Origin of the sequence: Roseovarius mucosus (assembly GCF_002080415.1) — a bacterium.
In the GTDB taxonomy this organism is placed as follows: domain Bacteria; phylum Pseudomonadota; class Alphaproteobacteria; order Rhodobacterales; family Rhodobacteraceae; genus Roseovarius; species Roseovarius mucosus_A.
Genome location: NZ_CP020474.1, coordinates 2,508,333 through 2,535,131 on the forward strand (window position 1 = coordinate 2,508,333; position 26,799 = coordinate 2,535,131).

The 26,799-nt window shown below is 60.4% G+C and carries 28 protein-coding genes; 11 read left to right on the forward strand and 17 right to left on the reverse strand.

The annotated features are described in order from the left end of the window. Positions 1-3: 3 nt before the first annotated feature. From ROSMUCSMR3_RS12030 to ROSMUCSMR3_RS12045, 4 genes are all read right to left on the reverse strand, one after another. Positions 4-804, reverse strand: a complete 801-nt coding sequence (locus ROSMUCSMR3_RS12030) for an enoyl-CoA hydratase (protein WP_081507452.1) — start codon at positions 802-804, stop codon at positions 4-6. Between the two features lie 21 nt (positions 805-825). Further along, a complete protein-coding gene (locus ROSMUCSMR3_RS12035) occupies positions 826-1,275 on the reverse strand; it encodes an OsmC family protein (RefSeq protein WP_081507453.1) in 450 nt (149 codons plus the stop codon). A 28-nt stretch (positions 1,276-1,303) separates the two neighbouring features. Continuing rightward, the gene (locus ROSMUCSMR3_RS12040; RefSeq protein ID WP_081507454.1) at positions 1,304-2,446 is read right to left on the reverse strand and encodes a glycine cleavage T C-terminal barrel domain-containing protein; all 1,143 of its coding nucleotides are present in this window, start codon (positions 2,444-2,446) and stop codon (positions 1,304-1,306) included. Between the two features lie 160 nt (positions 2,447-2,606). Next, entirely contained in the window at positions 2,607-3,098 is a 492-nt protein-coding gene (locus ROSMUCSMR3_RS12045; protein ID WP_037296997.1) for an Lrp/AsnC family transcriptional regulator, read from the reverse strand. A gap of 234 nt (positions 3,099-3,332) precedes the next feature. Here ROSMUCSMR3_RS12045 and ROSMUCSMR3_RS12050 point away from each other — a divergent pair, with 234 nt between their 5' ends. From ROSMUCSMR3_RS12050 to ROSMUCSMR3_RS12060, 3 genes are all read left to right on the forward strand, one after another. After that, the gene (locus ROSMUCSMR3_RS12050) at positions 3,333-4,292 is read left to right on the forward strand and encodes a DUF808 domain-containing protein (protein WP_081507455.1); all 960 of its coding nucleotides are present in this window, start codon (positions 3,333-3,335) and stop codon (positions 4,290-4,292) included. Positions 4,293-4,447: 155 nt separating this feature from the next. Continuing rightward, complete coding sequence (locus ROSMUCSMR3_RS12055; protein WP_081507456.1) at positions 4,448-5,305, forward strand: phosphotransferase; 858 nt, start codon at positions 4,448-4,450, stop codon at positions 5,303-5,305. A 157-nt stretch (positions 5,306-5,462) separates the two neighbouring features. After that, a complete protein-coding gene (locus tag ROSMUCSMR3_RS12060; RefSeq protein ID WP_008279556.1) occupies positions 5,463-5,705 on the forward strand; it encodes a hypothetical protein in 243 nt (80 codons plus the stop codon). Between the two features lie 76 nt (positions 5,706-5,781). Here ROSMUCSMR3_RS12060 and ROSMUCSMR3_RS12065 read toward each other — a convergent pair whose 3' ends face one another. Both ROSMUCSMR3_RS12065 and ROSMUCSMR3_RS12070 read right to left on the reverse strand, forming a co-directional pair. Beyond that, positions 5,782-6,591 carry an alpha/beta hydrolase family esterase gene (locus tag ROSMUCSMR3_RS12065; protein WP_081507457.1) on the reverse strand — a complete coding sequence of 270 codons (810 nt, stop codon included), beginning with the start codon at positions 6,589-6,591 and terminating at the stop codon, positions 5,782-5,784. Between the two features lie 107 nt (positions 6,592-6,698). After that, positions 6,699-7,514, reverse strand: coding sequence for a cyclase family protein (locus ROSMUCSMR3_RS12070; protein WP_081507458.1), 816 nt, complete (start codon positions 7,512-7,514; stop codon positions 6,699-6,701). A 102-nt stretch (positions 7,515-7,616) separates the two neighbouring features. Here ROSMUCSMR3_RS12070 and ROSMUCSMR3_RS12075 point away from each other — a divergent pair, with 102 nt between their 5' ends. Both ROSMUCSMR3_RS12075 and ROSMUCSMR3_RS12080 read left to right on the forward strand, forming a co-directional pair. Continuing rightward, positions 7,617-7,883 (forward strand): hypothetical protein, encoded by a 267-nt coding sequence (locus tag ROSMUCSMR3_RS12075; RefSeq protein WP_037296811.1) that lies wholly within the window; start codon positions 7,617-7,619, stop codon positions 7,881-7,883. Positions 7,884-7,895: 12 nt separating this feature from the next. Next, on the forward strand, positions 7,896-8,477 hold the full coding sequence (locus ROSMUCSMR3_RS12080; RefSeq protein WP_008279552.1) for a DUF1523 family protein: 582 nt from the start codon (positions 7,896-7,898) through the stop codon (positions 8,475-8,477). An 18-nt stretch (positions 8,478-8,495) separates the two neighbouring features. Here the strand turns inward: ROSMUCSMR3_RS12080 and ROSMUCSMR3_RS12085 are convergent, their stop codons facing one another. The 8 genes from ROSMUCSMR3_RS12085 to ROSMUCSMR3_RS12115 all read right to left on the reverse strand — a co-directional run bounded on the left by ROSMUCSMR3_RS12085 (position 8,496) and on the right by ROSMUCSMR3_RS12115 (position 18,695). Continuing rightward, on the reverse strand, positions 8,496-9,368 hold the full coding sequence (locus ROSMUCSMR3_RS12085; RefSeq protein ID WP_081507459.1) for a dimethyl sulfoxide reductase anchor subunit family protein: 873 nt from the start codon (positions 9,366-9,368) through the stop codon (positions 8,496-8,498). Next, on the reverse strand, positions 9,368-10,150 hold the full coding sequence (locus tag ROSMUCSMR3_RS12090; protein WP_081507460.1) for a 4Fe-4S dicluster domain-containing protein: 783 nt from the start codon (positions 10,148-10,150) through the stop codon (positions 9,368-9,370). Before ROSMUCSMR3_RS12090 ends, ROSMUCSMR3_RS12085 begins: the two co-directional genes overlap by 1 nt. After that, positions 10,147-10,296 carry a hypothetical protein gene (locus ROSMUCSMR3_RS21470; RefSeq protein ID WP_198133556.1) on the reverse strand — a complete coding sequence of 50 codons (150 nt, stop codon included), beginning with the start codon at positions 10,294-10,296 and terminating at the stop codon, positions 10,147-10,149. The genes ROSMUCSMR3_RS12090 and ROSMUCSMR3_RS21470 overlap by 4 nt, the downstream gene beginning before the upstream one ends. After that, complete coding sequence (locus tag ROSMUCSMR3_RS12095) at positions 10,293-13,112, reverse strand: molybdopterin oxidoreductase family protein (RefSeq protein WP_081507461.1); 2,820 nt, start codon at positions 13,110-13,112, stop codon at positions 10,293-10,295. The genes ROSMUCSMR3_RS21470 and ROSMUCSMR3_RS12095 overlap by 4 nt, the downstream gene beginning before the upstream one ends. A 137-nt stretch (positions 13,113-13,249) precedes the next feature. Then, positions 13,250-14,410: an acetate/propionate family kinase gene (locus ROSMUCSMR3_RS12100; protein ID WP_081507462.1), complete on the reverse strand. Its 1,161-nt coding sequence runs from the start codon at positions 14,408-14,410 to the stop codon at positions 13,250-13,252. A gap of 3 nt (positions 14,411-14,413) precedes the next feature. Further along, positions 14,414-16,189 carry a sulfoacetaldehyde acetyltransferase gene (gene xsc / locus ROSMUCSMR3_RS12105; protein WP_008279546.1) on the reverse strand — a complete coding sequence of 592 codons (1,776 nt, stop codon included), beginning with the start codon at positions 16,187-16,189 and terminating at the stop codon, positions 14,414-14,416. Between the two features lie 239 nt (positions 16,190-16,428). Next, positions 16,429-17,904: a PLP-dependent aminotransferase family protein gene (locus ROSMUCSMR3_RS12110; protein WP_081507463.1), complete on the reverse strand. Its 1,476-nt coding sequence runs from the start codon at positions 17,902-17,904 to the stop codon at positions 16,429-16,431. A gap of 107 nt (positions 17,905-18,011) precedes the next feature. Then, on the reverse strand, positions 18,012-18,695 hold the full coding sequence (locus ROSMUCSMR3_RS12115; RefSeq protein ID WP_081507464.1) for an ArsR/SmtB family transcription factor: 684 nt from the start codon (positions 18,693-18,695) through the stop codon (positions 18,012-18,014). Positions 18,696-18,776: 81 nt separating this feature from the next. Between ROSMUCSMR3_RS12115 and ROSMUCSMR3_RS12120 the strand changes: the two genes are divergently transcribed. The 5 genes from ROSMUCSMR3_RS12120 (at position 18,777) to ROSMUCSMR3_RS12140 (ending at position 20,848) form a co-directional block, all read left to right on the forward strand. Continuing rightward, positions 18,777-19,088 carry an NIPSNAP family protein gene (locus ROSMUCSMR3_RS12120; protein WP_081507465.1) on the forward strand — a complete coding sequence of 104 codons (312 nt, stop codon included), beginning with the start codon at positions 18,777-18,779 and terminating at the stop codon, positions 19,086-19,088. Between the two features lie 214 nt (positions 19,089-19,302). Then, complete coding sequence (locus ROSMUCSMR3_RS12130) at positions 19,303-19,650, forward strand: antibiotic biosynthesis monooxygenase family protein (protein WP_008279542.1); 348 nt, start codon at positions 19,303-19,305, stop codon at positions 19,648-19,650. After that, entirely contained in the window at positions 19,640-19,816 is a 177-nt protein-coding gene (locus ROSMUCSMR3_RS21150; RefSeq protein WP_157667296.1) for a hypothetical protein, read from the forward strand. Before ROSMUCSMR3_RS12130 ends, ROSMUCSMR3_RS21150 begins: the two co-directional genes overlap by 11 nt. 133 nt (positions 19,817-19,949) lie before the next feature. Continuing rightward, the gene (locus tag ROSMUCSMR3_RS12135; RefSeq protein WP_081507467.1) at positions 19,950-20,429 is read left to right on the forward strand and encodes a hypothetical protein; all 480 of its coding nucleotides are present in this window, start codon (positions 19,950-19,952) and stop codon (positions 20,427-20,429) included. 68 nt (positions 20,430-20,497) lie between these two features. Next, complete coding sequence (locus ROSMUCSMR3_RS12140) at positions 20,498-20,848, forward strand: RidA family protein (protein ID WP_037296808.1); 351 nt, start codon at positions 20,498-20,500, stop codon at positions 20,846-20,848. Positions 20,849-21,005: 157 nt separating this feature from the next. Here the strand turns inward: ROSMUCSMR3_RS12140 and ROSMUCSMR3_RS12145 are convergent, their stop codons facing one another. Then, positions 21,006-21,779: an SDR family NAD(P)-dependent oxidoreductase gene (locus ROSMUCSMR3_RS12145; RefSeq protein WP_081507468.1), complete on the reverse strand. Its 774-nt coding sequence runs from the start codon at positions 21,777-21,779 to the stop codon at positions 21,006-21,008. 4 nt (positions 21,780-21,783) lie between these two features. Next, entirely contained in the window at positions 21,784-23,124 is a 1,341-nt protein-coding gene (locus ROSMUCSMR3_RS12150; RefSeq protein WP_081507469.1) for a UDP-glucose dehydrogenase family protein, read from the reverse strand. A gap of 132 nt (positions 23,125-23,256) precedes the next feature. Between ROSMUCSMR3_RS12150 and glmM the strand changes: the two genes are divergently transcribed. Then, the gene (gene glmM / locus ROSMUCSMR3_RS12155; RefSeq protein ID WP_037296805.1) at positions 23,257-24,597 is read left to right on the forward strand and encodes a phosphoglucosamine mutase; all 1,341 of its coding nucleotides are present in this window, start codon (positions 23,257-23,259) and stop codon (positions 24,595-24,597) included. 313 nt (positions 24,598-24,910) lie between these two features. Here the strand turns inward: glmM and rpsA are convergent, their stop codons facing one another. After that, positions 24,911-26,590 carry a 30S ribosomal protein S1 gene (rpsA, locus tag ROSMUCSMR3_RS12160; protein WP_081507470.1) on the reverse strand — a complete coding sequence of 560 codons (1,680 nt, stop codon included), beginning with the start codon at positions 26,588-26,590 and terminating at the stop codon, positions 24,911-24,913. Positions 26,591-26,799 lie beyond the last annotated feature (209 nt).

Here is a 26,799-nt window from a genome sequence, read left to right on the forward strand (position 1 = left end):
GGGTCAGGCATCCTGCCATTGGGGGGCGCGTTTCTCGATAAAGGCACCGATGCCCTCTTGGGCGTCGTGCGCCAGCATATTGTCCACCATCACGGCAGAGGCATAGGCATAGGCATCCGAAAGGGTCATCTCGCGCTGTGCGTAAAAGGCGCGCTTGCCGGTCGCGAGGGTCATGCTTGATTTCGACGCGATCTTGCGGGCCATGGCCATCGTAGCGGCCTGCAAGTCCTCGGGGGAAACCGCATGGTTGATGAGGCCCATTTCCGCCGCCCGCGGTGCCGGGATCATATCGCCGGTGAGCAACAGTTCCATCGCATGTTTGCCCGCCACATTGCGCGACAAGGCCACCATCGGTGTCGAGCAGAAAAGGCCGATATGCACGCCGGGCGTGCTGAATTGGGCGGTTTCCGCCGCAACCGCCAGATCGCAGCTTGCGACCAACTGACATCCCGCAGCGGTGGCGATGCCTGTCACCTCGGCAATCACCGGCTTGGGGCAAGTGACGATGGATTGCATCACGCCGGAACAAAGTGCCATCACCGTGGTGAAATAGGCGCGCCCCCGGTCAGGGTTGGCGCGCCCAGCCGTCATTTCCTTGAGATCGTGGCCCGCGCAGAACGCGGGCCCGTTTGCCGCCAAAATGATGACCCGCACCGCAGGATCATTCCCGGCCTCTCGAAAGACCCGACCCAGTTCCGCCAGCATCGCCTCGGACAGCGCATTGCGCCGTCCCACGTCATTGAGCGTCAGGCGCAGGATACCTGCGCCGTCGAGGTCACAAAGAAGGATGTCGCTTTTCTGCATGGGGTCTCGTCCTTTCAGAGGTCAGAGAATGTTGATCTCCACGCTTTCGGCGAGCGTGTTGGCGATAAAGCAGTAGCGGTGCGCGCGGTCCTGCATTTCGGCCAAGTGCGTGTCATCCACAGTAAAGCCGGTGTCGAACCGAACCACCGGATGCAAATCAATGCGCGTGACCGACATCTGTCCCTTGGGATTTTTGCCCAGATGGGCCACGGCATAGTCATGATAGCTCGCGACTGGCCAGCCGGCCTTGGCCGCGAGCGCCAGAAAGGTCATCATGTGGCAACTGGACAGCGCCGAGGCGAGCGCCTGTTCAGGATTGGTGTGGGCGGGATCGCCGCCCCAATCCGGGGCGGCATCCACTTGCACATCATGGTGGTTGTTGAACTGCACGGTATGGGCGTTGGAGTATTTGCCGGTGTGCAGCACAGGTTCGGCGCGCTGCCAATGCAGCTCGATTGCGAGGTCAGACATCTATCAGGTCTCGTTTGGTTGGGCGCGCTTAGGCAGCGGCAATTTTCTTGTTGGGGTCGTAGAAGGGGCGTTCCACCATCACGGCGCGCACTGGCCCTTGGCTGGTCACGACCTCGACCTCGGCACCGATGTTGGCATGCTCTGCCGCGACCATGGCCAGTGCGATATTGCGCTCCAGACGCGGCGAATAGACGGCTGATGTGACCTTGCCCACCTGCACACCAGCGACATTTATCGCCCAGAAAGTGGTGTTCGGCCCCTTGAGCGGTGCGCCGTCAATGATCAGGCCGATCTGTTTGCGGCTCGGCCCTTGCGCCTTGATATGACGCAGCGCGGCCTTGCCGATGAATTCGGCCTCAATATCGACGTTGACCAGACGGTCCAGCCCCAACTCATAGGGGTTGGTTTTGATGTCGGCATCAGCATGATAGGAGAGCATCCCGCCCTCGATCCGGCGGATCGAAGAGGTGTGACCGGGCTTGAGGCCAAACGGCATACCTGCCGCCATGATCCGCTCCCACAGAGCATCGCCATGGGCGCTATCCCGCAGGTAAATCTCGTAGCCCAACTCGCTTGACCAGCCGGTGCGCGACACAAGCAGGGGAATGCCATCCAGTTCAAGCTCACGCAGCCAGTAGTATTTCAACTCCATGATGCTCTCGCCAAAAAGCTCTTGCATGATCAGGCCCGATTTCGGCCCCTGCAATTGCAGCGGCGACACATCGGGTTCGCCAATGGTGACGTCCATACCGGAATGTACCGCCACGCCCTGCGCCCACAGAAGAATGTCGCTATCTGCCAGCGAAATCCAAAAGTGGTTTTCGGCCAGACGTAGCAGGATCGGATCGTTGAGAATGCCACCGTCCGCATTGGTGATCAGGATGTATTTGCACTGGCCTACCGCCATCTTGGACAGGTCGCGCGGGGTGAGCATTTGCACGAAGCGCGCGGCGTCCGGTCCCGTGATTTCGACCTGACGCTCAACCGCCACATCGCAGAGGATGGCATCATTCACGAGGTTCCAGAAATTCTGTTCGGGATCACCGAAATCGCGGGGGATATACATATGATTGTAAACCGAAAATCCCTTGGCGCCCCACCGCACGGTGGCGTCGAAATAAGGGGATTTGCGGATCTGGGTGCCGAAGCCGAAGTCGTCTGCTTGCATCATGGTTTTCGCCCTTGCTGTCCCGTCGCGCCACAAGCGGCGGACTGTCTGAAACTGGCGATCTTCTAGGGCCATTCAGTGCTGCAATTTGGTCTGAAAAAACGATCCGCGCAGGCTGAACAGCCTGATTTTTGGGCAGGTATGGACTGCGCAGTCGTAACGATCACTTGCCGTCTTTGGCCGTGAGAATCGCGAGGTTCGGCTGACCGGATTTGACCCGTCGCGTGGCGATATAGGTCATGTAGCGGTCGATGCCCAACTCAGCGGCAAGCATGGCCTCCATCACGGTCTGGAACCGCGCAAGGCTGGGGCAGATGACCCGCATGACATAATCCATTCCGCCGCCGGTCGCGATGCATTCTGTGATTTCGTTCCGGCCACGCACGAACCCCTCGAACCGATCGAAATCCACTTTGCGGTGATGCGTGAGCGAGACGGTCACGACCACTTCGGTGAAATCACAGATCTTTTCGAGAACAATGTCAGCGTGATAACCACGGATAAATCCAGCCGCTTTGAGCCTGTCCAGCCGTGCCCAACACGGTGTAGGAGAGATGTTGGCAATTTCGGCCAGCCGTGTCTTGCTCAGGGGGCCATGCTGTTGGACGGCATTGAGAATGCGGATATCTGTTGCATCAAGCCCAAGCCGTTTCATCCCATTCAAACCCCTTGCCACCGGGTTGCCATTGGTCATCGCGCCGCGCCGCGCAAGCCCTGTAGAGTGTATCGCGCATATCCGCGCCCCGTCGTCCTATTGCAACATCTTTTGCTCAAAAAACGACGGTGATCGTCGTGGGCCAACCAAGTCTTGGCGAGAGATCGTTGAATATGGGGTGGTTTCCTTGCTAGAGGTCTAGGGCGAGCGGCCAAAACCAAGGCGGAGAAAGTCATGAGCGGATTACTGGCTTTGTTCGACGATGTGGCTGCCATCGCCAAGCTGGCTGCGACGCAACTCGATGATGTTGCGGCGCAGGCGAGCAAGGCAGGGACAAAGGCCGCAGGTGTGATCATCGACGATGCCGCTGTCACGCCGAAATATGCAACTGGTCTGCCTGCCGCGCGGGAATTGCCTATTGTCTGGAAAATCGCGCGGGCCTCGTTTTTCAACAAGCTGGTGATCCTGCTGCCCGCAGCGCTTTTGTTGAATGCGTTTCTGCCGTGGATGTTGACGCCGCTTTTGATGATTGGCGGTGCCTATCTGTGTTTCGAAGGCGCCGAGAAGGTCTGGCATCTGATCGTGCCACACAAGGACCATGGCCCGCAGGAGGCCGAAACCCTTGAGGCCGCGCATCTTGAAGAACAGCGTGTCAAAGGGGCGATCAAAACCGATTTCATCTTGTCCGCAGAGATCATGACCATCGCCTTGTCACAGATCGACATTGGTACCTTTTGGATACAGGCTGCTGCCTTGGCCTTGGTGGCCATCGGCATCACCGTCTTGGTTTATGGGGCCGTGGCTTTGCTTGTGAAGGCCGATGATGTCGGCCTGCATCTCAGCACGACCGGGCACTTTGCCCCAACACGCGCGCTGGGGCGTGGAATTGTCCGGTCTATGCCGGGTGTATTGGCGGGAATCGGGGCTATCGGTACGGTTGCGATGCTGTGGGTCGGGGGGAGCATTCTTGTGCACGGTTTGCATGACCTTGGCTGGCATCTGCCTTATGAGCAGATCAAACATGCCGCGACATGGGCGGCAGAGGCAGTCGGGGCGATGCCCGGCTTTGTCACTTGGGGTGTGACGGCGGGGCTGGACGGAATAGTCGGGCTAGCGGCTGGCCTTGCACTGATCCCGGTGGTCACGCGCGCCATTGTTCCGGTGTCCGGCTGGCTCTTTCCTGAGAAGTTGTGATTTCGTTCCGTGGCTATCAACGGCAGAGCGATGGCTATTCCTATCTTGCTAGGTGTTCAAAACTCCGTCTCTTGTGGGATCACCCGCTTCCTTCTAGCTTCGCGTAAATTTCCTTGGCGACACGGTGGCAACCTTTGAAAAGTGACTCGGCAAAGATGATGCAATCCGGGTTGCGTGCCGCGCTCTTGCAGCGCGGGTTTGCCGTATCCGATGCCTTGTGGACCCGCCTTTTGGGTGGGCGCACCAATCAGAGTTGGAAGGTCGAGGCCGGGGGCCTCTCCCTCGTTGTCAAACTTTTTGGGAAGGGCTCTGACAATCCCTTGTTCCCCAATGATGCAAGCGCTGAGGTGGCCAGTCTTCGGTATCTGGACAGTCTAAACCTTGCCCCAAGATGGTTGGATGACTTTGCCTTCGCTGAGGGACATTGTGTGATCTACGACCATGTTCCTGGCCAAACCTGGCAGACGGGCGTGTCAGAGATTGCCACGCTTTTGCACCGGGTTCACGGCATGGGCGGGCCTGTGCATCTGCGCGCGGTACCTGATGGGAGTGACGCTCTGCTACGTCAAACAGAAGATATTCTGTCCCGCTGTTCCCCGGGCAAAGCCAAATCTTTTATGAGCCTTCGTCCCTCTGGTGTGATTGCGCCTTTGGGTCGCTCCTGTTTTCTGCATGGCGATCCGGTGCCCGGAAATATCGTGGGACATCCGGGTGACTGGCGATTGATAGACTGGCAATGTCCGGCATATGGCGATCCGTGTGAGGATATCGCCCTGTTTCTGTCCCCCGCGATGCAAATGGCCTATCGCGGCTCCTCGTTATCAGAGAGCGAACGCCAGAGGTTTCTCGCGGCCTATCCAGAGCAGGGGATCATCCGGCGTTACCAGTCGCTAGCGGCCTTCTATCACTGGCGCATGGCCGCCTATTGTCTCTGGCTCGATTCGCGTGGTGATGCCGCTGCTGCCGAAGGTGCAGAGGCGGAAATCGCTGCAATGAGCACGACACTTTCCTGAAATTGCACAAAAATTAATCTTGCCGTTGCAACTATATCTCTTACGGGCGAGATTAGGCGCATGGCGAAATTTCAGGTTCCATTGAGCCTTGAGCTATGGCATAAGCAACTCTAAGTCCTTTTGGGATGTCATGGTCCATAATGGATAGGAGAATAAAATGAACAAGATTACGACTTTTGTCGCCGCTGCCGCTCTGGCTGTTTCTGCTGCCGCTCCTGTGCTTGCAGAAGAGGCCAAAACGAATGCTGATCCGTTTGTCTCGACACAAGGTGCGGGCGCTGGTCTGGGTCTGGGTATTACCACCGGCACAGCGGTTGCTGTGGTCGCGGGCGCAGTCATCGTGGGTGCAGTTGCAGCTTCGGGCGGCGACGGTTCGTCCTCCACGACGACCACAAACTAAGATCATTCCAGCTTTTCTGGCTGGATTTGAGAAACGTAATACAGAAAACGGGCATAAGTGCCCGTTTTTTGCCGTTTTAAGGATAGGATGATGGCAGGGCCAAAAGCTCGTCCAGCTGTCTGCCAATCCAGCCGCGCGGGATGAAATGGCCGCGGTTATGCACATCAAGCAGAACGCGGCCTTCGGTGCAGTCCTCCCACGCGATGCGCTGAAAGCTTAAAATCTCTGTCACGCTCCAGTCTCCGCGCTCCTCACCCGGTTCGGCACATCCCAGCCTGTCCCGCCAGAGTTTGACCGGCCATGTGCTCTCGCCGTTGGGGCCAAACGGAAAGTCCATGACGGTATCAGCGGTCCCATGCACGTGGCGAATCTCTTGCGGGGCTTGGTGACAGGTTTCTGATTGCCGAAGTGTTCCTGATATCGCCAGCAGGGCAGCAACGCGGTTGCCGTTCTCGCACACGTAGCGCCAAGCCATTGCAGACCCGAAGGAATAGCCAGAAACAAAGAGACGCTCGCGGTCTATCGGATAACGCAGGGCGGCATCCTCGATCACGGCGGTGGCAAAGGCGACGTCATCCGTTTGGGACGTCCAGAAATCCCATGTTTTGCCCTCGCCATTGGGGGCCAGTAACAGCACGCCTCGGCGTCGGGTGGCCCCTGCGACGCGGGGATGTTTCACCACGACCGTGCCTTGCCGCATCCAGCCGTGAAAATGCAAAACTACTGGCAGTGGTGTCTTGCCGTCCCACCCATCCGGCTCGAGCACATGATATGATCGATCCCCAAGCGTACAGGGCACCTCGGCATGACATTGGCCAATTGCGCCCTCGGTTGCGACTGCCAGATCAGCCCAGAACATACACAGGATCACCACCAAATTACGCATACTACGCCTGCCCATACCTTGCGGTCAGCCTAACCACCGTGCCTGAGATGTCATCTCACAAAGGTGTCAGAATGAGCCCCGGTTCCAACGCACCGGGGCCCTATAGGTTAGATCAGCGCAAAGATACGGGCAGGCCCGCCAGAGCCGCCCCGATGTTTGGGCGCGCCGATAACGATGGTCGCGCCAGAGGCGGGCACCTTGTCGAGATTGGCCAGACATTCGATGCCGAACCGGCCCGTCGGCAACCAAGCGTAATGCGTGGCGAAATCGGCCGATGGGCCATGATCAAGTGACAGCGTATCGCTGGCAATCGAGCGGGCGCCGGTTTCCTCGATCAGCATTTGCGCCGCCTCGATGTGAAAGCCGGGATAGTGCTGTTTCTCGCCGTCAAAACCGCGAAACGCCTCTGTGCCAGTCTTGGAACCCCAGCCGGAATGGAGTGCGACGCAGGCTCCGTCGGGGATCGGGCCATGGGCGGCAATCCAAGCCTTGAGGTCATCGGGGGTCAGCATTGTATCGGCATCCTGTGCGGCCCGGGCAGCGATATCCACGACACAGAGCGGCGCCACCAGATCACCCACAGCGATTTCATCCACTGATGCGCCATCCGCAGAGAAATGCAGGGGCGCATCTACATGGGTGCCGGTGTGTTCGTTGACCGTCAGCGTCATCAGGTTAAAGCCGTTTTCGGCAAAGTTGAAATTCTGCTCGGTCGAAATGCCGGGTGCGCCGAAATAGGTGGGGAAATCGGCGTCATAGGTATGGGTCAGGTCCTCGACCTTGGCGTGGCCATGCGCCAGAGCAGGCGTGCCGCCGAGAGGCGAGAAGGCGGCCGCCGCCCCGGCCCCCGCTGCAGCGGTGAAAAAGTTACGGCGCGACAGCATCCTGTCCTTGACCGCGTTGATGATGCAGGCGTCACACATGGCATGTCCTTTCGGGTTTTGGCGCATATGGGGTGCAGCCTAGCATGATTCTGCGCTATGCAAGGGGCGGCTTTGGTCGCAAAGAGGAAACAGGGGCATGCCATGGTGGCACTGATGCGGTTGCTGATCTTTGGATTGATCGCCCTGACGGTGATCTATCTCGCGATTTCGTGGTATTCGCGCTCTGCCCGGCGGCGGAAAATGGAGCTTGATTGGGAAGAAGCGGGTCGTCCCGGCGACAGGACTACCTATATAGAGGCTGGGATGGTGCAGTATGAGCGCTCTTTGCGCAAACGGCTGATCTGGCTGGTCTATATTGTTCCGGTGACGGCGGTGGTGGTCATTATATATCTGACGAACTTCATGTAAGGGGGCCGCGCGATGGTCTATGTCAAATGGGTTTTCTGGGGGCTGTTCTGGTCCGGTGTAATTGCGTTTCTGCATTACACATTGCCGCAGCATGACGTGGTGCGGATTACGGATACCTATGAAAAGCGGGTCAATCCGGGTGACAATGCGCTGTTCTGGTCGAATGCCAATACCGGCGAGGACCCTTCGGCGACCGAGCGTGATGTGTTCTTCATCCAGACGTTCCGGGCCAATGAAAAGCCGATGATCTATCGCAACGAGGATACGGGTTGGGGCTGGCCGCCCTATTTCAAGTTCGACACCTCGAACCTACAGGCCGAAGCCTCGGATATGATGTCGAAGAAAGCTGCCGGGAATGCTCAATGGGTCGTCGTGCGCCATTATGGCTGGAGGATTGAGTTCTTTTCGATTTTTCCCAATGCCATCAGCATTTGGCCCGTCGAGGGGCCGGATGTGCGGATCATTCCTTGGGTCAAGATCGTGGTTCTTCTGATGCTCGCTGCTGCGGCATGGGCGATCCGGGTGCGTTGGCGGCGGTTTTGGCAAGGACGACAGGAAAAGGATGACACCGAATGGAGCGTCGGGCGCGGGTGAAAACCGCGCCCCGACCTTTCAGCGTTTGCCGTAGTAGAGGCCCACGACATGCTCGGCCTCTGCAAAGAACAGCCAGCGTGAGGCGGCAATCCCGGCGACATGGGCGATGACTGCGATCACAGCCAATGCATGGCTGAACGGCACCAGCAACAGCAGGACAGGCGCAGCGTAGCCAAGGCCAAAGGCAATGCCGCGCAGTTTCAGAGCATGTTTGCGCCCAACCTGAAAGACCAGTTCACGCAAGAGGTAATTCGGCCCGGTATGGGGTGGCTCGAAGGCGCGGACCGCGCCGATATGCCCGAGGCCCGTTGCTGTCGCCATATCCGTGCCCGAGGCTTTAAACGCACCATCGCCCCGCACCCACCAGAGGATTTGCAGAACGCCCGCAATCGGGATCAGGATGAGCGCTGTGCTGACCTGTCCCGCCAGAAGTGCGCCCCCAGCCAAGGAAATCGCGATCAAGAGCGCGGGGGTGAGCGGGGTCTTCCAGCGTGGCACGGTTTTGAGTTGGGCATAAATCATCGAGGTCGTGAACACGGTAGCAAGCGAGAGCGCTGAACCAAGCCAGCCGAGGAGCGCCAAGCGCTCATCGAAAAACACGAGCCCCGCACCATAGAGCGCCATCAACACAAGTGCAGCAACCGCGCACACGCCTTCGCGGCTGAGCCAGCTTGACCGCCATTGGCTAAACGCCTTCCATGCGCGTTCGGGATGCCCGAGGTGAAAGGTCGAAGCCATGAGCCCGCCCACAGCCAGTGCATAGCCGATGGCGAAAAAGGCAAAGGCAACCCAGCCCGTGACCGCAGGCAGGCCAAGACCCAGCCAGAAAAGCAGGCCGAAACCCAAACCTGAAAGCGTGGTGAAGACGATGACGGAAGGGGCGGGATGCATCAGAGCTTCTCCAAGGTCTTGTCGAGCCAGCCAAGGAAGCCCTTGGGTTCCTCAATCACGGGGGCCAGGAACGGTGCCAGAATGTCGATCTCGCCCACTGGTTTGGGTTGATCGAGCCGGTCCTTGGGGCGCGGCGGCAGGTATTTGTTGACGGGTTTGGTGCCCTGTTCCGGCATAAGGTCTAGGCCGCCGCGTTCGGCGGTCAGCTTTGAGACATTGCTTTCGGGATCGGCAAAATCGCCGAAATGGCGCGCACCGGCGGGGCAGGTCCGAACGCAGGCGGGAACGCGGTCTACCTCTGGAAGGTTCTCGTTATAGATGCGATCCACGCAAAGGGTGCATTTCTTCATGACACCTTCGGCTTGATCCATCTCTCGCGCGCCGTAGGGGCAGGCCCAGGCACAGAGACCACAGCCGATGCAATCGGTCTCGTTGACCAGAACGATCCCATCCTCCACCCGCTTGTAGCTGGCCCCGGTGGGGCAGACGGTGACGCAGGGCGCATCGTCGCAATGCAAGCAGGATTTGGGGAAATGGATCAGTTGTGCAGCGGGGTGCGGCATGTCATAGGTTGCCAGCGGCTGCACCTCATAGCTGTGAACGCGGTTCAAGAAGGTGCCGGACGGATCGGCACCGTAGGGCTGCTGATCCGACAGTGGCGCACCGTAGTTTTCGGTGTTCCAGCCCTTGCAGGACACCACGCAGGCGTGACAGCCGACGCAGGTGTCAAGATCAATCACAAGGCCCAGTTTGCGGGTGGTGGATGCGGGAAGCGTTGTCATGCGCGGCGCTCCTCATTGATATGGGGCCGGATGCTCACCGGTTCTTCGCGGCTCTTGTCCCATGTGGCGATGAACCAGATGAACGAACCGACACTGAAGGCGACAAAGGCCAGAATGGCCAGCAATGTCAGGGTTTTTCCGCTCATTTCCCGACCTTCCATTCCAGATGGTCAGGGCCGTGTCCGACCGGCGATTTGATCGGGGCAAAGGCGGGCTGCGCCTCTGATGGCGCGGTGGCCTTGGCGATCTTGACGCGCAGGTCGAACCACGCCGCCTGTCCGGTGATCGGGTCAGAGTTGGACCATCTGAGGCCATCACCCTTGGGTGGCAAAAGCTCGTGGATGAGATGGTTGAGCAGGAAGCCGCGCGTCGCCTCGGGGGCATCGTCAGAGAGCGCCCAAGCGCCCTTGCGCTTGCCGATAGCGTTCCAAGTCCAGACCGTGTTCTCATTGAGTGCTGCCATATGGGCCACCGGCACGGTAATCTCGCCATGGGCAGAGGTGACACACGCCCAATCGCCGTCGCTAAACCCATGTTTCTCCCAGAGCTTGGTTGGCAGATAGAGCGGATTATGGCCGTGGATCTGGCGGAGCCATGCGTTTTGGGTGCCCCAAGAGTGATACATCGCCATCGGGCGCTGTGTCAGCGCGTGAAGGGGGAATTCATCGGGATCGACATGCGCATCCTCGAACGGCGGATACCAGATCGGCAGCGGGTCCATCGTGGCCTTGATCCGCGCGCGCAGATGGTCTGGGGGTTGGCGGGTGCCGTGCCCCTCGGCGGCCAGTTGGAATTTTCGCATGGTTTCGACATAGAGATCAAAGACATAGGGCTGTGGCGTGTCAAAGAGACCCATGCCAACGGCCCAGTTCTGATAGGCCATGTTCCATGGTTTATAGTAATTCGCGCCGTCTGGGATGTGGCTGACGAAAAAGCCGCCGTTCTCGATGTAGCGGTTCAGCTGTTCGGGGTTAGGCGCACCGCGCCCGGTATCAGAACCATCGCCGCGAAAGCCTGAAAGCGGACCGATGCCGGGCTTGCGCTCGTGATTGACGATGTAATCGGCGTAATCGGTGTATTTCGCTGCGCCATCCTCGGCGGTGAAGCCGGGCAGCTTCATCTTGTTGGCCAGTTGCACCAGCACGGTTTGAAAGCCGCGCACATTTCGGTCAGGTTCGATCACCGGCCAGCGAATGGCATCGGCGGCGGCATCCGCCTCGCAAATCGGGCGATCCAGCAGCGAGATACAATCGTGGCGTTCCAGATAGGTCGTATCGGGCAGGATCAGATCGGCATAGGCCACCATTTCAGAGCTATAGGCATCCGAATAGATGATACGGGGAATGACATAATCGCCGCTCTCATCCTTGTCCGTCAGCATCTCGATCACGCCGCGCGTGTTCATCGAGGAGTTCCACGACATATTGGCCATGTACATGAACAGCGTGTCGATCTTGTAGGGATCGCCGGCATGGGCGTTGGAGATGACCATATGCATCAACCCATGCGCGGACATCGGATTTTCCCATGTAAACGCCTTGTCGATGCGGGCGGGCGTGCCGTCGGGCTTGAGCGCGAGATCTTCGGGGCCGCGCACAAAGCCCAGATGCGGGCCGTCGAGCGGGCAATCGGGTTGCACGCCGCAATGCGGTTTGGGATGGGCGCTGACGGGCTTTGGATAGGGCGGCTTAAAGCGGAAACCGCCGGGCACTTCGACAGTCCCGAGCAGGATTTGCAGGACGTGCAGGGCGCGTGCCGTCTGAAAGCCATTGGAATGGGCCGAAATCCCCCGCATGGCGTGAAAGCTGACCGGGCGACCTGTCATGGTCTGATGCGTCTCGCCCCGGAAATCGGTCCATTCGTGATTTAGGGTGATTTCCTCTTCGAACGCCACGCGAGCAATCTCGGCGGCGATGCGTCGGATTTTATCCGGCGTGACGCCGCAGCGCGCGGCCACCGCTTCGGGGGCGTATTGCGGATCGAGGTAGCGCTCTGCCATCAGGTGCATGACGGGACGGTGGGTGATGCCATCGGCCACGTGTGTGGCGCTGAGGTCGGGGCGCACACCGGGTTTATCAAAGGCGGTAAGCGCGCCGGTGGCCCGGTCGATCACCAGCGGTTTGCCATCGGCGTCGCGCAGGAAAAGGCCGTGTTCGGGCGATTTGGGGTCGGCATTCACCAGCACTGGCGCATTGGTGTAGCGGGCGAGGTAATCGAGGTCGATCTTGCCTGCCTGCATCAGTTCGTGAATGAGAGACAGGATGAAAAGCCCATCAGTTCCGGGGGTTATGCCGACCCAATCATCGGCCACGGCATTGTAACCCGAGCGGATTGGGTTCACGCCAATGACGCGCGCGCCGCGCGCCTTGATCCGGCCAATGCCCATCTTGATCGGATTGCTGTCATGGTCTTCGGCTACGCCAAAAAGGATGAAAAGCTTGGTATGGTCCCAATCTGGCTGGCCAAATTCCCAGAAGGCACCGCCCATGGTGTAGATGCCCGCCGCCGCCATGTTGACCGAGCAAAAGCCGCCGTGTGCTGCGTAGTTCGGCGTGCCGAAATTCTGCGCCCAAAAGCTGGTGAAAGACTGCGATTGATCGCGTCCGGTGAAAAACGCGAGCTTTGAAGGATCGGATTTGCGGATCGGTTCCAGCCAATCACAAGCGATTTGCAGCGCTTCGTCCCAAGAGATTTCCTGAAACTCGCCCGAGCCTCGGGGGCCGACACGTTTCAGGGGGGCGCGCAGGCGCGAGGGGGCGTTGACCTGCATGATGCCGGCAGATCCCTTGGCGCAGAGCACGCCTTTGTTCACGGGGTGATCGCGGTTGCCCTCGATATACGCGACTGTGCCGCCCTTGAGATGCACATTGATCCCACAACGACAGGCGCACATGTAACAGGTGGTTTTGCGCACCTCATCCGAGACATGCGGCGAGGTGTTGATGCGTGGCTGATGTGTCATGGCTGGCCTTTGTCCTCTGTCGGCGTCACGTTATGGCAGATGAAACCCAATCGCGACCATCTTCTTGATTATTTTCATTTCCTGAAAACATATCTCGGAAATTCTGAATTTAACGGTCTTTTTTCCCAATTTTCACCTCAGTCGTCAGACAGCAGGCGTTGCGCATCCCCTGCAATCATGCGTTCCTCTTGGGCGGGAATGATCCAGCAGGCGATGCCAGAGCTGTGGGCGTGCAAGCGGGTGTCACCCGCTGCATTGGCGCGCGCGTCGATCTGTGCCCCGAGCCAAGAGAGCCCATCCATGATCCGGGCGCGCACGGGGGCGGCGTTTTCGCCGATGCCGCCGGTAAAGGCCACGGCATCCAGCCCCTGCATTGCGGCGATGAGCGATCCGGCGTGCCGGATGGCCCAATAGCAAAAATGCTCTACCGCGAAGGTGCTTGCCGGGGATGGGTCTGTGAGCAGGGCGCGCATGTCTGAGAGGCCGCCCGAGAGGCCGCGCAGCCCGCTTTCCTTGTTCAGAAGGTGATGGGTGGCAGCGATGCCATCTTCCTCGGCCAATCGCAGCACCGCGTTGCCGTCGATCATGCCGGTGCGGGTGCCCATTGTCAGCCCCTCAAGAGGTGAGTAGCCCATTGATGTTGCGATAGATTCCCCGTCACGGATGGCGCAGATCGACGCGCCGTTGCCAAGGTGAAAGGCCAAGAGACGAGAGGGCAGGGGCGTGCCGGTCAAACCGGGCAGGCTGTCAACGAGAGAGGCATAGGAAATGCCATGAAAGCCATAGCGCCGGATGCCGCGCGCCTCGATCTGAGGCGGCAGGGCATAGCGGGTGGCGACCTCGGGGTTGCTCGCGTGAAAGGCGGTGTCGAACGCGGCCACCTGCGGCAAGTCGGGGGCGAGGGCGGCCAATGTCTCGATTGCAGCGATATTGTGGGGGTTGTGCAGGGGCGCGAGCGGCGTGCAGGATTTGATCGCGCGGAGCACCTCGGGGGTGATGCGCGTGGGCTGTGTCAGTGTCGTGCCCCCATGCACCACGCGATGCGCGGCGGCGGCAAAGCGACTGATTGGAAAACCTTTGGTTTCAAGCGCTTGTAGGATAGCGTGCAGGGCGGTTGCATGGTCTGGGAAGGCTTGGGTCGTTTTTACGTCGCCCAGTTTGAGCGTGCCGGGGCCGCCGATACCATCGGCGATCCCGGTCAATACTTGGGTGAGCTGGCCGTCAAAAACGGCGAGCTTGATCGAGGATGACCCGGCATTCAGGACCAGAACAAGATCGCTGTTGCCGGGTTTCGACATGGGTCAGACCTGCTGCTCGCGCATGTCGGCGGGGTCGATCCCGGCGACGGCCACGGGTTTCTTCATCGCGTCGCGGCGGAAGGGCTCGCCCAGTTCCTGATTGATCATGGCCTCGATAAGCGTGGTCTTGCCGTGTTCCATCTGATCCTTGATCGCGGTGTTGAGCGCGTCGGTCAGTTCCTCCATCGTGCGGGCGATGACGCCCTTGAGGCCACAGGCCTGCGCGATACCGGCATAGCTAACCTGTTGATCCAGCTCTGTTCCGACGAAGTTGTCGTCGAACCAAAGGGTTGAGTTGCGCTTTTCGGCGCCCCACTGGTAGTTGCGGAACACGATCTGCGTTACGGCGGGCCATTCGCCGCGACCGATGGCGGTCAGTTCGTTGACCGCGATGCCAAAGGCACCGTCGCCGGCAAAGCCCACAACCGGCACATCGGGCTGGCCGATTTTTGCACCAACGATGGAGGGCAGGCCATAACCGCAGGGGCCAAAGAGGCCGGGGGCGAGATATTTGCGGCCCTCTTCAAACGATGGGTAGGCATTGCCGATGGCGCAGTTGTTGCCAATATCGGAGGAAATGATCGCTTCGCGCGGCAGGGCGGATTGGATCGCGCGCCAAGCCATACGGGGGCTCATCCAATCGGGTTTGTCAGCGCGGGCGCGCTCGTTCCAGCTTGTGCCGGGATCGTCATCCTCGTGGTCCATCGAGCTGAGCTGTTGTGCCCATGTCGATTTTGTCTGTGCGATCAAGGCTTTGCGGTCGGCGCGGTCGGTGTCGCCCGCGCTTTCACCCAAATGGGCGAGGATCGAAGTGGCGACTTTCTTGGCGTCGCCGACGATGCCCACGGTTACTTTCTTGGTGAGGCCGATACGGTCGGGGTTGATATCGACCTGAATGATTTTGGCCTCTTTGGGCCAATAGTCGATGCCGTATCCCGGCAGGGTCGAGAACGGGTTGAGGCGGGTGCCAAGGCAGAGCACGACATCGGCGCGCGAGATCAGCTCCATCCCTGCTTTTGAACCGTTATAGCCCAAAGGCCCGGCGAAAAGCGGGTGAGAGCCGGGGAAGGCGTCATTGTGCTGATAGCCGACGCAGACCGGGGCATCGAGACGCTCGGCCAGTTGGCGCGAGGCGTCGATACCATCCGCGAGCACCACGCCCGCGCCGTTGAGGATGACGGGAAACTTGGCCTCGGTCAGCAGTTTGGCAGCATCGGCAATCGCGCCTTCGCCACCCGAGGGGCGCTCAAACTCGACAATTGCGGGCAATTCGATGTCGATGACTTGGGTCCAGAAATCGCGGGGGATGTTGATCTGGGCTGGTGCGGATGCACGTTTTGCTTTGAGAATCACACGGTTAAGGGTTTCGGCGATGCGGGTAGGGTCGCGCACCTCTTCCTGATAGGCGACCATATCTTCGAACAGTTTCATTTGTTCGACCTCTTGGAAGCCGCCCTGACCAATGGTCTTGTTGGCGGCTTGCGGGGTCACGAGCAGCAAGGGGGTATGGTTCCAATAGGCGGTTTTGACGGCGGTCACGAAATTTGTGATGCCGGGACCGTTCTGAGCGATCATCATCGACATCTTGCCGGTGGCACGCGTGTAGCCATCGGCCATCATGCCGGCAGAGCCCTCATGCGCGCAGTCCCAAAACGTGATCCCGGCCTTGGGGAAAATATCCGAGATCGGCATCATGGCAGAGCCAATGATCCCAAAAGCGTGTTGGATTCCATGCAGTTGCAGGGTTTTGACAAAGGCCTCTTCGGTGGTCATCTTCATCGGCTGGGTCCTCTGGATCGGGCGCGCAGTGGCGGTTAAAGGGATATCTGAAGCGAAACTAGCGGTGTGTGGGGGTTACTTCTAGGGCCAGAAGGCAACGTAGGGTAAGGCCAGAAGATTTTAAAAATGAGAATAACGGTATCAAAAATTGGAAGTTATAGTTTTCTGGCTGCTCTGATGGATGAATGGCGAAATCTTTTAATATGTTGATTATAGTCAATAATATTTGAATTCATCTCCTAAGAGCACTGTCCGAAGGCCGAGGCCAATTCCCGCGCGATATGGGCAATTCCTTGGGGGATGCGGTCTGAAGGGATCGAGGAATAAGCGAGACGATAGAAATTGCGTGGTCTGTCGGTGCCGTGAAAGAAAGGATGCCCCGGCTCGATCAACACGCCCGACTGCCGGAGGGCGTTATCAATCTGGCCCATGTCGATGTGATCCGGGGCCTGCATCCAGATAGAGGAGCCGCCAAAAACGCCACGCCCGGCGACGTCAAGACCGTGATCAGCCAAGGCGCTCTCCATCACGCTGCGGCGGCGCGCAAAGACCTGACCCATGCGGCGCACGAGGCTGTCGTAGTGACCAAGCGAGAGGAAATAGGCCGCTGTGCGCTGAATATGGCCCGGCGGATGGCGCAGAACCGAGGCGCGCAGGGCGCGACACTCTCGAATAAATGATTTGGAACCAACAAGATAACCAAGCCTTAGGCCCGGAAAGATCGACTTGGAGAAGGAACCCACATAGATCACCCGCCCCTCGGTATCGAGGGATTTCAGGGCCGGAAGGGGTGCGCGGAGAAAGGAGACCTCGAACTCGTAGTCATCCTCAACGATCAGCGCCTCCATCTCGGCGGCGCGGGTGAGCAGCGCCTTGCGCCGCGCAAGGGGCATTGTGGCGTTGGTCGGGGCCTGATGGCTGGGCGTGGTAAAGATCACGTCGGCCTGATCGGGCAGGTTTTCCGGCGGCAGACCGTCGCGATCGACGTCCACCGGCATGAGGTGACAACGCGATTGCATGAGAATGTCGCGCAGAGCGTGATAGCAGGGGTTTTCGATCGCGGCGGTGCGGCGTTGGGTCAAGAGCACCTGCGCGGTGAGCCATAAAGCGTTCTGCGCGCCCATTGTGACAAGGATTTCATCGGGTTGCGCGATGATGCCGCGACGCGGCAAAGTGTGGCGGGCGATAAACTCGATCAGTTTGGGATCGTCCTGATCGTAGTAATCTGCGGTGAGGGCCTGAAAATCCTTGGCACCAAGCGCCTGTAGCGCGCAATGACGCCAGTTGGCGTGATCGAAGAGCGCGGGATCGGTCTGGCCGTAGATGAAGGGATAGGGGTAACGCGCCCAATCCTGCGGCTTTTCGGGCGTATCGCCGCCGGTGAAGCGGCGGCCAAGTGCGCGGGACCAATCAATCGTGTCGCCGCGTGGTGCGGGGGCTGTGAAGGCCGGAGGTTCTGGTGCGTTTTCAGAGACATAGTAGCCGGAACGGTCGCGCGAGGCGAGGTAATCATTGGCCTGCAATTCGGTCAAGGCCAGGGTCACGGTGATGCGGCTGACACCCAGATGTGCGGCGAGTTTGCGGGAAGAGGGCAGTTTCTCGCCCTTGCGAAAGCGGCCTGACAGGATGCCCTGCGCGATCATCTGCTGGATCTGCGCCTGAAGCGTGCCCTCAGCCTCGGGGGCGAGAAAAAAGGTTTCGACCGGAATCGCCATAGGGACAGATTAGACTGGACTTATGGTGTGTGCAATCTGGTCTGGTGTGGCGCGCGTCTGGGGATCGTAAGCTGTGTAAGGTCCGTAAGGGGATTTTGTAAGGTCGGTCATGACGTGGGAAAGGCGGCGTTGAAGGCCGTGTCGCCCTTTGGGGTGAATCGGACGATCCGGGTGCCGGGGACGCGGTGCGCCCAACCCAGAGCCTCGATATGCGCGAGCAGGCCACGCCCCAGGCGCCCGGCCAGATGGGCGCGCCGTTCGGACCAGTCAAGACAGTCGCGGCACATGGCTGTGCGGGGCGATGGGAGGTGGTCTGGGTCAAGCCCGAGGGAGGTGATGAAGCGGTGGCCGCTGTCGGTGAGCGTGAGGGTTGTGTCGTCCTGCTGGAGAAAGCCACGTGCGCGCAGGCTGTCATACATCCGGGTGCCCATGTCGCCTGCGAGGTGGTTGTAACATACGCGGGCGCGGCGCAAAGCCGGGTCGCGCGGACCGGGGCGGGTGCGCAGGTGGCCCGCGCCTGCCGCGATGCCCATCAGGGCCTCAATAAGATGCGCCACCTCATCCGAGGCGAGGCGGGTGTATTTGTGCCGCCCCTGTCGCGCTTGGGTGACAAGGCCGCCGGCTTCGAGACGGGCCAGATGGGCAGAGGCGGTTTGCGCGGTCACGCCCGCCTCTGCCGCCAGTTCGGTGGCGGTGAGGGCCTTGCCGCTCATCAAAGCGGTCAGGATGTTGGCGCGGGCCGGGTCGCCGATGAGGGCGGCGATGCGGGCGATGTCGGGGCCTGTTTTCATAGTTCGATGGTAGCCGAAGCATTAACGCCGCGCAATCGGGTAGATCTGGGGCTGCAACCATTTGGAAAGGAGTGCCGTGCCATGCTGACATGTGTGATTCGCTATCATATCGACCCAACCAAGAGAGAGGAGTTTGCACACTATGCCCGCAACTGGGGTGAGGCGATCCCGCGCTGTGGGGCGGATCTGATCGGATATTATGCCCCGCATGAAGGCAGCAGCACGCTGGCCTATGGCATTTACAACATCCCCTCTTTGGCAGCTTATGAGGCCTATCGCGGGCGGCTGGCCGATGATCCGCTGGGGCGCGAGAACTATGAGTTTGCGCAGCGCGAGAGGTTCTTGTTGCGTGAGGACCGCATTTTCCTGAAGCTGGTGAGCGGAGGGGGATGATGGAAACTGTCGGGCTGGCGCGGTGGTGCGCAGGCGGCAGACGGGGGCAAGCGGCCATGGTGGAGGAGTGCCGCCCAAGCGGAAAGCCGAGGCAAAAAGCCGTGGAAGAGAGCCGAGGCCATAGGCTAGAGCAGAGAGCCAAGGCAAGCGGTCACAGTATGCAGCCAAGGACCGCAGTAATGGCAAACGGCGCAGGCAAGCGGGAGGGTGTGAGATGATTGCAGTGATATTCGAGGTGATCCCCGGTGAGGGGCAAAAGGAGCCGTATCTGGAGATGGCGGCCAAGATGCGCCCGCTGGCCGAGGCGATTCCCGGCTTTATCAGCGTCGAGCGGTTTGAGAGCCTGACCCAACCCGGCAAGCTTTTGTCGCTGTCGTTTTGGGAGGATGAGGCGGCGGTGATCCGGTGGCGACAACTGGCGGAACATCGCGGGGCGCAAAGGGCGGGGCGTCAGGTGATGTTTGACGACTACCGTTTGCGGGTGGTCAGCGTGATCCGGGATTACGGCATGCATGAGCGGGATGAAGCCCCCGAAGACAGTCGTGCGGCGCATGGCGGCTGAGCTTGGCTGCACGGTGGCGGATGTTGACGCCAGAGGTCTGGCAGAACGCTGCACGGGGCTGGCGGGATCAGGCGCGCAAGGGCGCTGTGGCTGGGTTTCGGGTAAGGATTACGAGCGCCAAGGATTTGACTGGCATGACCCGGCTAGGCGCAGGGCGCGGGCGTGATGGTGAGGGGCGCAGGGATGCGGTAGAAAGGGAGCAAGGTGCAGGGGGCTGACACAATCTTCGCCAAGCTGTGATTTGTACCCATGCGGTGATGCCGTTAGCCAATGGGTGTTTGGAACGGGGATCGGTGCATATGGCATTTCACGAAAAGATTACTCTGTCATCGCAGGACAAGATGGATGCTGTGGCGCTGTTGGTGCTGCGGTTGGGATTGGCGTGGTTCATTTTCCTGTGGGCGGCGCATAAGATCATCACGCCGGGGCAGTATCAGGATCTTGCGCGCAATTTCGACGGGGTCGAGGTGAGCCTGAGCCAAGTGTACCTTGCGGGGGGCGCGCAGATCGCGCTCTGCCTGTTGGTGGCGCTGGGGGTGCTGCGGTATTTTTCCTATGGCAGCCTGTTGATCATGCATTTCTTTACCGTGACGCGGCGCTGGGAGGGGTTTTTTGATCCCTTTGCCGTCAATGAGCGGGGGTTCCCGGTAAACCGCAATCAGGTGATTGATCTGGCGGTTCTGGCGGCGTTGATCGCCTTGGTGCTGCTGATCCGCCGGGATCATTTTAGCGTGGGCGGCTGGTTGGCCCGGCACGACCGGGCGCGGTGGTGGATGTAGAGATTGGCACTGGCGCGGGCGGGATGGGCTGCCTAAAAGGGGCAGGACCACATCTGAAAGGACATCCCATGAGTGAGATTACCCGTCTTCATACCGGCCCCCGCATGAGCCAAGCGGTTGTGCATAACGGCATCGTCTATCTGGCAGGGCAGGTTGGCAAGCCCGGTGACAATGTGACCGAGCAGACCAAAAGCTGTCTGGCGCAGGTCGATGCCTTGTTGGCCGAAACCGGAAGCGACAAGACGCGCATTCTGCAAACCATCGTGTGGCTGGCGGATATGAAGGATTTTGCCGAGATGAACGCGGTTTGGGATGCCTGGGTGCCGCAGGGCCACACGCCCGCGCGCGCGGCGGGTGAGGCGAAGCTTGCGACGCCGGATTATCTGGTCGAATTCATCGTGACGGCGGCGCAGGCGTAAGGGCTTGCCCCGTCTTTGCGTCTTGTGATGCGTGTCCCGGGTTTGACTTGGGATCTTTGCTTTGCTGGGCGAGAGGCCCCGGGTCAGGCCCGGGGCGTGAACCACGAATTAGAACCCGCCTTGGAGTGATCCGGGGCGGGTTTTCTGTTTCAAACCCTCAGTTGCGCAGGGCGGGCAGGCCGATGCCCGTCGCCTCGAACCCGCCATCGACGGCGATGATCTGGCCGGTCACGTAGCTGGCGGCGGGTGAGCAGAGGAAGGTGATGACCGATGCGATTTCATCCTCGCTGCCGTAGCGGTTGAGGGGGATCGCATCGTGGTAGGCGGCGATGATGTCGGGGGTATGCACGGCCATGGCGAGTTTGGTCGCGACCGGGCCGGGGCAGACGCAATTGGCGCGCACGCCGAATTCGCCCAATTCCGCCGCCTGTTGCAGGGTCAGGTGTTTGACGGCAGCCTTGGAGGTGCCATAGGCCACGCGCAGGGTCGAGGCACGCAGGCCAGAGATGGAGGCGATGTTGACGATGGCACCGCGGGCGTCACAGAGCGCCGGGCGCAGTGCTTGGCTCATCAGGAACACACCGTCGAGATTGGTGTCCATCACGGTGCGCCAACGGGCGAAATCGGTTTCGGCGAGGGGGCCGAAATCGGCCACGCCCGCGTTGTTAACGAGGGCGTCAACCGAGGGGGCGGTGGCGGTGACATGGGCGGCCATCTGCGCCACCTGATCGGGCTGCGAGACATCGCAGAGCACCGGATCAACGCCCGAGAGCGGGCTTGCCGCCTTTTGCAGGGCTGCGGCGTCGCGGTCGATCATCACCACGCGCCAGCCCATGGCCAGAAATTGCCGGGTGGTGGCCAGGCCGATGCCGCGCGCGGCCCCGGTGACGACAGCGGTTTTCGGGGCGGCGGTTTTTGGGCTGTCGGTCATGGGCTTAGTCCTGTTGCGGGGTGGCGTCGTGGCGATAGGCGGGGCGGCCGATGCTGTCATAGGCGATGAAGCCGGCGCGTTTGGCATCCTTGACCGAGTAAATGTTGCGCAGGTCGGCCATGCGGGGGCTGGTCATCTTGCGCGCCAGACGCTTGAGGTCGAGGGCGCGGAATTCGTTCCATTCGGTGAGTAGGACCAAAAGATCGGCCTTGTTGGCGCATTTATAGGGGTCTTCTTGCCAAGACACGCCGGGCAAGAGCGCCTCGCCCTCGCGCTGGCCTTGTGGGTCGGTGACGCGGACGCGCGCACCGCCGCCCACAAGGGCGGGAATGATGGTGAGCGCGGGGGCATCGCGCATATCATCGGTATTGGGTTTGAAGGTGACGCCAAGGATTGCGATGGTCTTGCCGTTGAAAGATCCGTCGCAAAGATCGAGCAGTTTGTCGATCATGCGGCGTTTCATTTCTTCGTTCACGGTGATGACTTTTTCGGTGATCTGCATGGGCAGGCCGTGATCCTGACCGATGCGGGCCAAGGCGCGGGTGTCCTTGGGAAAGCAGGAGCCGCCATAGCCGGGGCCTGCGTGCAGGAATTTGTTGCCGATGCGGCCATCGAGGCCGATGCCGTGGCTGACCTGTTTCACATCCGCGCCGGTGCGTTCGCACAGCGCCGCGATTTCGTTGATGAAGGTGATCTTGGTCGCGAGAAAGGCGTTGGCGGCGTATTTGATCATCTCGGCGGATTCGAGATCGGTGGTGACGATGGGAAAATCACGCAGGTAGAGGGGGCGGTAGATCGCGGCCATGACATCGGCGGCGCGGTCGGTCTGGACGCCGACGACGACGCGGTCGGGTTTCATGAAATCGTCGATGGCCGCCCCTTCGCGCAGGAATTCGGGGTTGGAGGCGACATCGAAATCAAGGTTCGGGTTGGCCTTTTTGATCACCTTCTTGACCGCGCGGTTGGTGCCGACGGGGACGGTGGATTTGGTGACGATCACCACATACTCTGAGGCGGCGCGGGCGATTTCCTCGGCGGCGGCCATGACATAGGTGAGGTCGGCGTGGCCATCGCCGCGCCGGGTTGGGGTGCCCACGGCGATGAACACGGCCTCGGCCCCGGTGATGGCCTCGGCCAGGTCGGTGGTAAAGCGGAGGCGGCCCGCCTCGACATTCTTGGACATGAGCGCGTCAAGACCCGGCTCGAAGATCGGCACCTCGCCGCGCAGGAGCATGGCGATCTTGTCGGGGTTTTTATCGACGCAGGTCACGTCATGGCCGAAATCGGAAAAACATACCCCCGAGACAAGGCCCACGTAGCCCGTTCCGATCATCGCAATTTTCATGTTACATGCCCTTTGACGCAAACCTCTGGATTAGACTGTATTGGGGGTCGACTCGGGTGTGTCAACGCGCTGTGGTGTCCTGTAGGGGAAAACAGGTATGCCTGTGGCGTTGGGTGGATAAGGAGAGAGACGATGGCGGCAAAGCTGTTTGGGACGGACGGGGTTCGGGGGCAGGCGAATAGCTGGCCGATGACAGCGGATGTGGCGCTGCGTCTTGGGGCGGCGGCGGGGGGATATTTTCGCCGCGACAAGCAAGAGCACCGCGTGGTGATCGGCAAGGATACGCGGTTGTCGGGCTATATGATCGAATATGCGCTGACGGCGGGATTCACCTCGACCGGTATGAACGTGTTTCTGCTGGGGCCGGTGCCGACGCCGGCGATTGGGTATCTGACCCATAGTTTGCGCGCCGATGTGGGGGTGATGATTTCTGCCAGTCACAACCCGGCCTCGGACAATGGGATCAAGCTGTTTGGGCCGGATGGTTACAAGCTGAGCGATGAGGCGGAGGCGGGGATTGCGCGGCTGCTGGATGAGGGCGCGCGGCTGGCGGCACCGGAGAAGATCGGCCGGGCCAAGCGGATCGAGGATGCGCGCGGGCGCTATGTGGAATATGCCAAGACCACCTTTCCGCATCGCCGGCGGCTGGAGGGGCTGCGGATCGTGCTCGATTGTGCCAATGGCGCGGCGTATCGCACGGCGCCGGAGGTGCTCTGGGAATTGGGGGCTGAGGTGATCCCGATGGGGGTGGAGCCGGACGGGTTCAACATCAACCTCGATTGTGGATCGACCAAGCCGCAGGCCGCTGCGCGCCGGGTGCTTGAGACGCGGGCCGATCTGGGGATTTGTCTGGATGGCGATGCCGATCGGGTGGTGTTGATCGACGAACAGGGGCGGATCGCGGATGGGGATCAGTTCATGGGGCTGATTGCCACGCGCTGGGCACGTGAGGGGCGTCTGGCGGGCAATACTCTGGTGGCGACCGTGATGTCCAATCTGGGGCTGGAGCGGCATCTGGAGGCGCAGGGCATTGCGCTCAAGCGCACGGCGGTGGGGGATCGCTATGTGGTCGAAGAGATGCGCGCGGGCGGTCATAACCTTGGTGGAGAGCAGTCAGGCCATATCGTGATGACCGATTATGCCACCACTGGTGACGGTTTGATCGGCGCGTTGCAGTTTCTGGCGGCGATGGTCGAGACGGGCGAAAAGGCCAGCAGTCTGGCGCAGGTGTTCGAGCCGGTGCCGCAGAAGTTGATCAATGTGCGCTTTGCCAAGGGCAAGAACCCGATGGCGACCGATGCGGTGCAAAGCGCCGTGGCGGCGGCGGAGAAGCTGTTGGGGGGCGATGGGCGGCTCTTGGTGCGGCCCTCGGGGACCGAGCCGATGATCCGGGTGATGGCAGAGGCGCTTAATCCGGGGGTTCTGGATCAGGTGATGGACTCGGTGGTGGGTGCGGTGCGGCAGGAGAGCTGAGGGGTATCACGAGATGAGCTGCGTGGATTGCTGGGCCGGGGACTAGCGACGCAACATCTGTAACTGGCAATTTATGCCAGCAAAATCCGTATGGCTTCGAAGTGTCGCGCAACGCCTCAGCATCGCTAGGCCGCGGGACGGCCCAGCGATCCGCGCGGCGGCGCGTGCCGCGCCTTGTTCCGCGCGGGGACATTCCGAGGGCTGAATAGAGTTAAAAACCTTTCCCCCCCAAATGCAAAACGGCCCCGCCGGATCGGTGGGGCCGCTTCGTGTCTGGCGCATTGCAACCGGCGCGAGGCCGGTTGCGGTTTGCTTAGCGGTCGCCCTTGAGGGCTGCGCCGAGGATGTCGCCGAGCGACGCACCCGAATCGGAGGAGCCATACTGTTCGACGGCTTCTTTTTCTTCGGCGATTTCGCGGGCCTTGATCGACAGACCCAGACGGCGGGTCTTGGCGTCGACATTGGTGACGCGCACGTCGAGCTTGTCGCCGACCGAGAAACGCTCGGGGCGCTGATCGGCACGGTCACGGCTGAGGTCGGAGCGGCGGATAAAGGACTTCATGCCCTCGTATTCCACTTCGATGCCACCATCCTCGATCGCGGTCACGGCAACGGTGATCACCGAGCCACGCTTGACGCCACCGACGGCCTCGGAGAACTTGTCGCCGCCCAGAGCCTTGATCGAGAGCGAGATACGCTCTTTCTCGATGTCGACTTCGGATACAACGGCATGAACCATGTCACCCTTTTTGTAGCTCTGGATGGCATCTTCGCCGCGCTCGTCCCAGCTGAGGTCCGAGAGGTGGACCATGCCGTCGATCTCGCCTTCGAGACCGATGAAGAGACCGAATTCGGTGATGTTCTTGACTTCGCCCTCGACCTCGGTGCCCTCGGGGTGTGTTTCTGCAAACACTTCCCACGGGTTGCGCATGGTCTGCTTGAGACCGAGCGACACGCGGCGCTTGGCCCCGTCGATTTCCAGCACCATGACTTCGACTTCTTGCGAGGTCGACACGATCTTGCCGGGGTGGACGTTTTTCTTGGTCCAGGACATTTCCGAAACGTGCACCAGACCTTCGACGCCCGGCTCCAGCTCAACAAATGCGCCGTAGTCGGTGATGTTGGTCACGCGGCCCGTATGGGTCGATTCCAGCGGGTATTTGGCGGCAACCAGATCCCACGGATCTTCTTGGAGTTGCTTCATGCCCAGCGAGATGCGGTGCGTGTCTTTGTTGATCTTGATGACCTGCACCTTGACGGTTTCGCCGATTGTCAGGATCTCGGAGGGGTGGTTGACGCGACGCCATGCCATGTCGGTGACATGCAAGAGGCCGTCCACACCGCCCAGATCGACGAAGGCGCCGTATTCGGTGATGTTCTTGACCACACCGTCAACGGTCTGGCCTTCGGTCAGGTTGCCGATCACCTCGGCGCGCTGTTCGGCGCGCGATTCTTCGAGGATGGCACGGCGCGACACGACGATATTGCCGCGGCGACGGTCCATCTTGAGGATCTGGAACGGCTGCTTGAGACCCATCAGCGGGCCAGCGTCACGCACGGGGCGGACATCGACCTGAGAGCCGGGCAGGAAGGCCACGGCACCGCCCAGATCGACGGTGAAGCCACCTTTGACGCGGCCAAAGATGGCCCCATCAACGCGCTCTTCGTCGGCATAGGCCTTTTCAAGACGGTCCCATGCCTCTTCGCGGCGGGCCATCTCGCGGCTGATCACGGCTTCGCCCTTGGCGTTCTCGGCGGACCGCAGGAACACTTCGACCTCATCGCCAACGGAGATGTTGGGGGTCTCGCCGGGATTTGCGAATTCTTTCAGATCAACGCGGCCTTCCATTTTGTAGCCGACGTCGATGATGGCTTGGCCCGCTTCGATTGCGATGACCTTGCCTTTGACAACAGACCCTTCCTCGGGTGTGTCCATTTCGAAGCTTTCGTTCAAGAGGGCTTCGAATTCCTCCATAGATGTATGTTGAGCCATGTGGTCTCTGGTTTCCTTTTAACGGTTTTCTGGCCGAGCGGTTGTCTCCGCCGGTCTTTCAGGGTTTCGTTGGTCGGGCGGGTCACAAAACAAAGAGGGCCGGTGGTTCCGACCCTGCTCGATCTCTTGTGTCCTGTGGCCTTATTCGCCTTTGGTGACAGGCGCGCATATACAGGGGCTTGGCGGGATAATCAAGCCTGTCGGGGGCG

Coding starts and splice junctions, on each gene's coding strand:
- ROSMUCSMR3_RS12075 (WP_037296811.1), top strand. CDS start 7,617: ATGGTGGCACTGATGCGGTTGCTGATCTTTGGATTGATCGCCCTGACG.
- ROSMUCSMR3_RS12065 (WP_081507457.1), bottom strand. CDS start 6,591: ATGCGTAATTTGGTGGTGATCCTGTGTATGTTCTGGGCTGATCTGGCA.
- ROSMUCSMR3_RS12040 (WP_081507454.1), bottom strand. CDS start 2,446: ATGATGCAAGCAGACGACTTCGGCTTCGGCACCCAGATCCGCAAATCC.
- ROSMUCSMR3_RS12045 (WP_037296997.1), bottom strand. CDS start 3,098: ATGAAACGGCTTGGGCTTGATGCAACAGATATCCGCATTCTCAATGCC.
- glmM (WP_037296805.1), top strand. CDS start 23,257: ATGGCGGCAAAGCTGTTTGGGACGGACGGGGTTCGGGGGCAGGCGAAT.
- ROSMUCSMR3_RS12140 (WP_037296808.1), top strand. CDS start 20,498: ATGAGTGAGATTACCCGTCTTCATACCGGCCCCCGCATGAGCCAAGCG.
- ROSMUCSMR3_RS12130 (WP_008279542.1), top strand. CDS start 19,303: ATGATTGCAGTGATATTCGAGGTGATCCCCGGTGAGGGGCAAAAGGAG.
- ROSMUCSMR3_RS12115 (WP_081507464.1), bottom strand. CDS start 18,695: ATGAAAACAGGCCCCGACATCGCCCGCATCGCCGCCCTCATCGGCGAC.
- ROSMUCSMR3_RS12035 (WP_081507453.1), bottom strand. CDS start 1,275: ATGTCTGACCTCGCAATCGAGCTGCATTGGCAGCGCGCCGAACCTGTG.
- ROSMUCSMR3_RS12055 (WP_081507456.1), top strand. CDS start 4,448: ATGATGCAATCCGGGTTGCGTGCCGCGCTCTTGCAGCGCGGGTTTGCC.
- ROSMUCSMR3_RS12090 (WP_081507460.1), bottom strand. CDS start 10,150: ATGACAACGCTTCCCGCATCCACCACCCGCAAACTGGGCCTTGTGATT.
- ROSMUCSMR3_RS12060 (WP_008279556.1), top strand. CDS start 5,463: ATGAACAAGATTACGACTTTTGTCGCCGCTGCCGCTCTGGCTGTTTCT.
- rpsA (WP_081507470.1), bottom strand. CDS start 26,590: ATGGCTCAACATACATCTATGGAGGAATTCGAAGCCCTCTTGAACGAA.
- ROSMUCSMR3_RS21150 (WP_157667296.1), top strand. CDS start 19,640: ATGGCGGCTGAGCTTGGCTGCACGGTGGCGGATGTTGACGCCAGAGGT.
- ROSMUCSMR3_RS12110 (WP_081507463.1), bottom strand. CDS start 17,904: ATGGCGATTCCGGTCGAAACCTTTTTTCTCGCCCCCGAGGCTGAGGGC.
- ROSMUCSMR3_RS12070 (WP_081507458.1), bottom strand. CDS start 7,514: ATGTGTGACGCCTGCATCATCAACGCGGTCAAGGACAGGATGCTGTCG.
- ROSMUCSMR3_RS12145 (WP_081507468.1), bottom strand. CDS start 21,779: ATGACCGACAGCCCAAAAACCGCCGCCCCGAAAACCGCTGTCGTCACC.
- ROSMUCSMR3_RS12150 (WP_081507469.1), bottom strand. CDS start 23,124: ATGAAAATTGCGATGATCGGAACGGGCTACGTGGGCCTTGTCTCGGGG.
- ROSMUCSMR3_RS12100 (WP_081507462.1), bottom strand. CDS start 14,410: ATGTCGAAACCCGGCAACAGCGATCTTGTTCTGGTCCTGAATGCCGGG.
- ROSMUCSMR3_RS21470 (WP_198133556.1), bottom strand. CDS start 10,296: ATGAGCGGAAAAACCCTGACATTGCTGGCCATTCTGGCCTTTGTCGCC.
- ROSMUCSMR3_RS12095 (WP_081507461.1), bottom strand. CDS start 13,112: ATGACACATCAGCCACGCATCAACACCTCGCCGCATGTCTCGGATGAG.
- ROSMUCSMR3_RS12085 (WP_081507459.1), bottom strand. CDS start 9,368: ATGCATCCCGCCCCTTCCGTCATCGTCTTCACCACGCTTTCAGGTTTG.
- ROSMUCSMR3_RS12080 (WP_008279552.1), top strand. CDS start 7,896: ATGGTCTATGTCAAATGGGTTTTCTGGGGGCTGTTCTGGTCCGGTGTA.
- ROSMUCSMR3_RS12050 (WP_081507455.1), top strand. CDS start 3,333: ATGAGCGGATTACTGGCTTTGTTCGACGATGTGGCTGCCATCGCCAAG.
- ROSMUCSMR3_RS12135 (WP_081507467.1), top strand. CDS start 19,950: ATGGCATTTCACGAAAAGATTACTCTGTCATCGCAGGACAAGATGGAT.
- ROSMUCSMR3_RS12120 (WP_081507465.1), top strand. CDS start 18,777: ATGCTGACATGTGTGATTCGCTATCATATCGACCCAACCAAGAGAGAG.
- xsc (WP_008279546.1), bottom strand. CDS start 16,189: ATGAAGATGACCACCGAAGAGGCCTTTGTCAAAACCCTGCAACTGCAT.
- ROSMUCSMR3_RS12030 (WP_081507452.1), bottom strand. CDS start 804: ATGCAGAAAAGCGACATCCTTCTTTGTGACCTCGACGGCGCAGGTATC.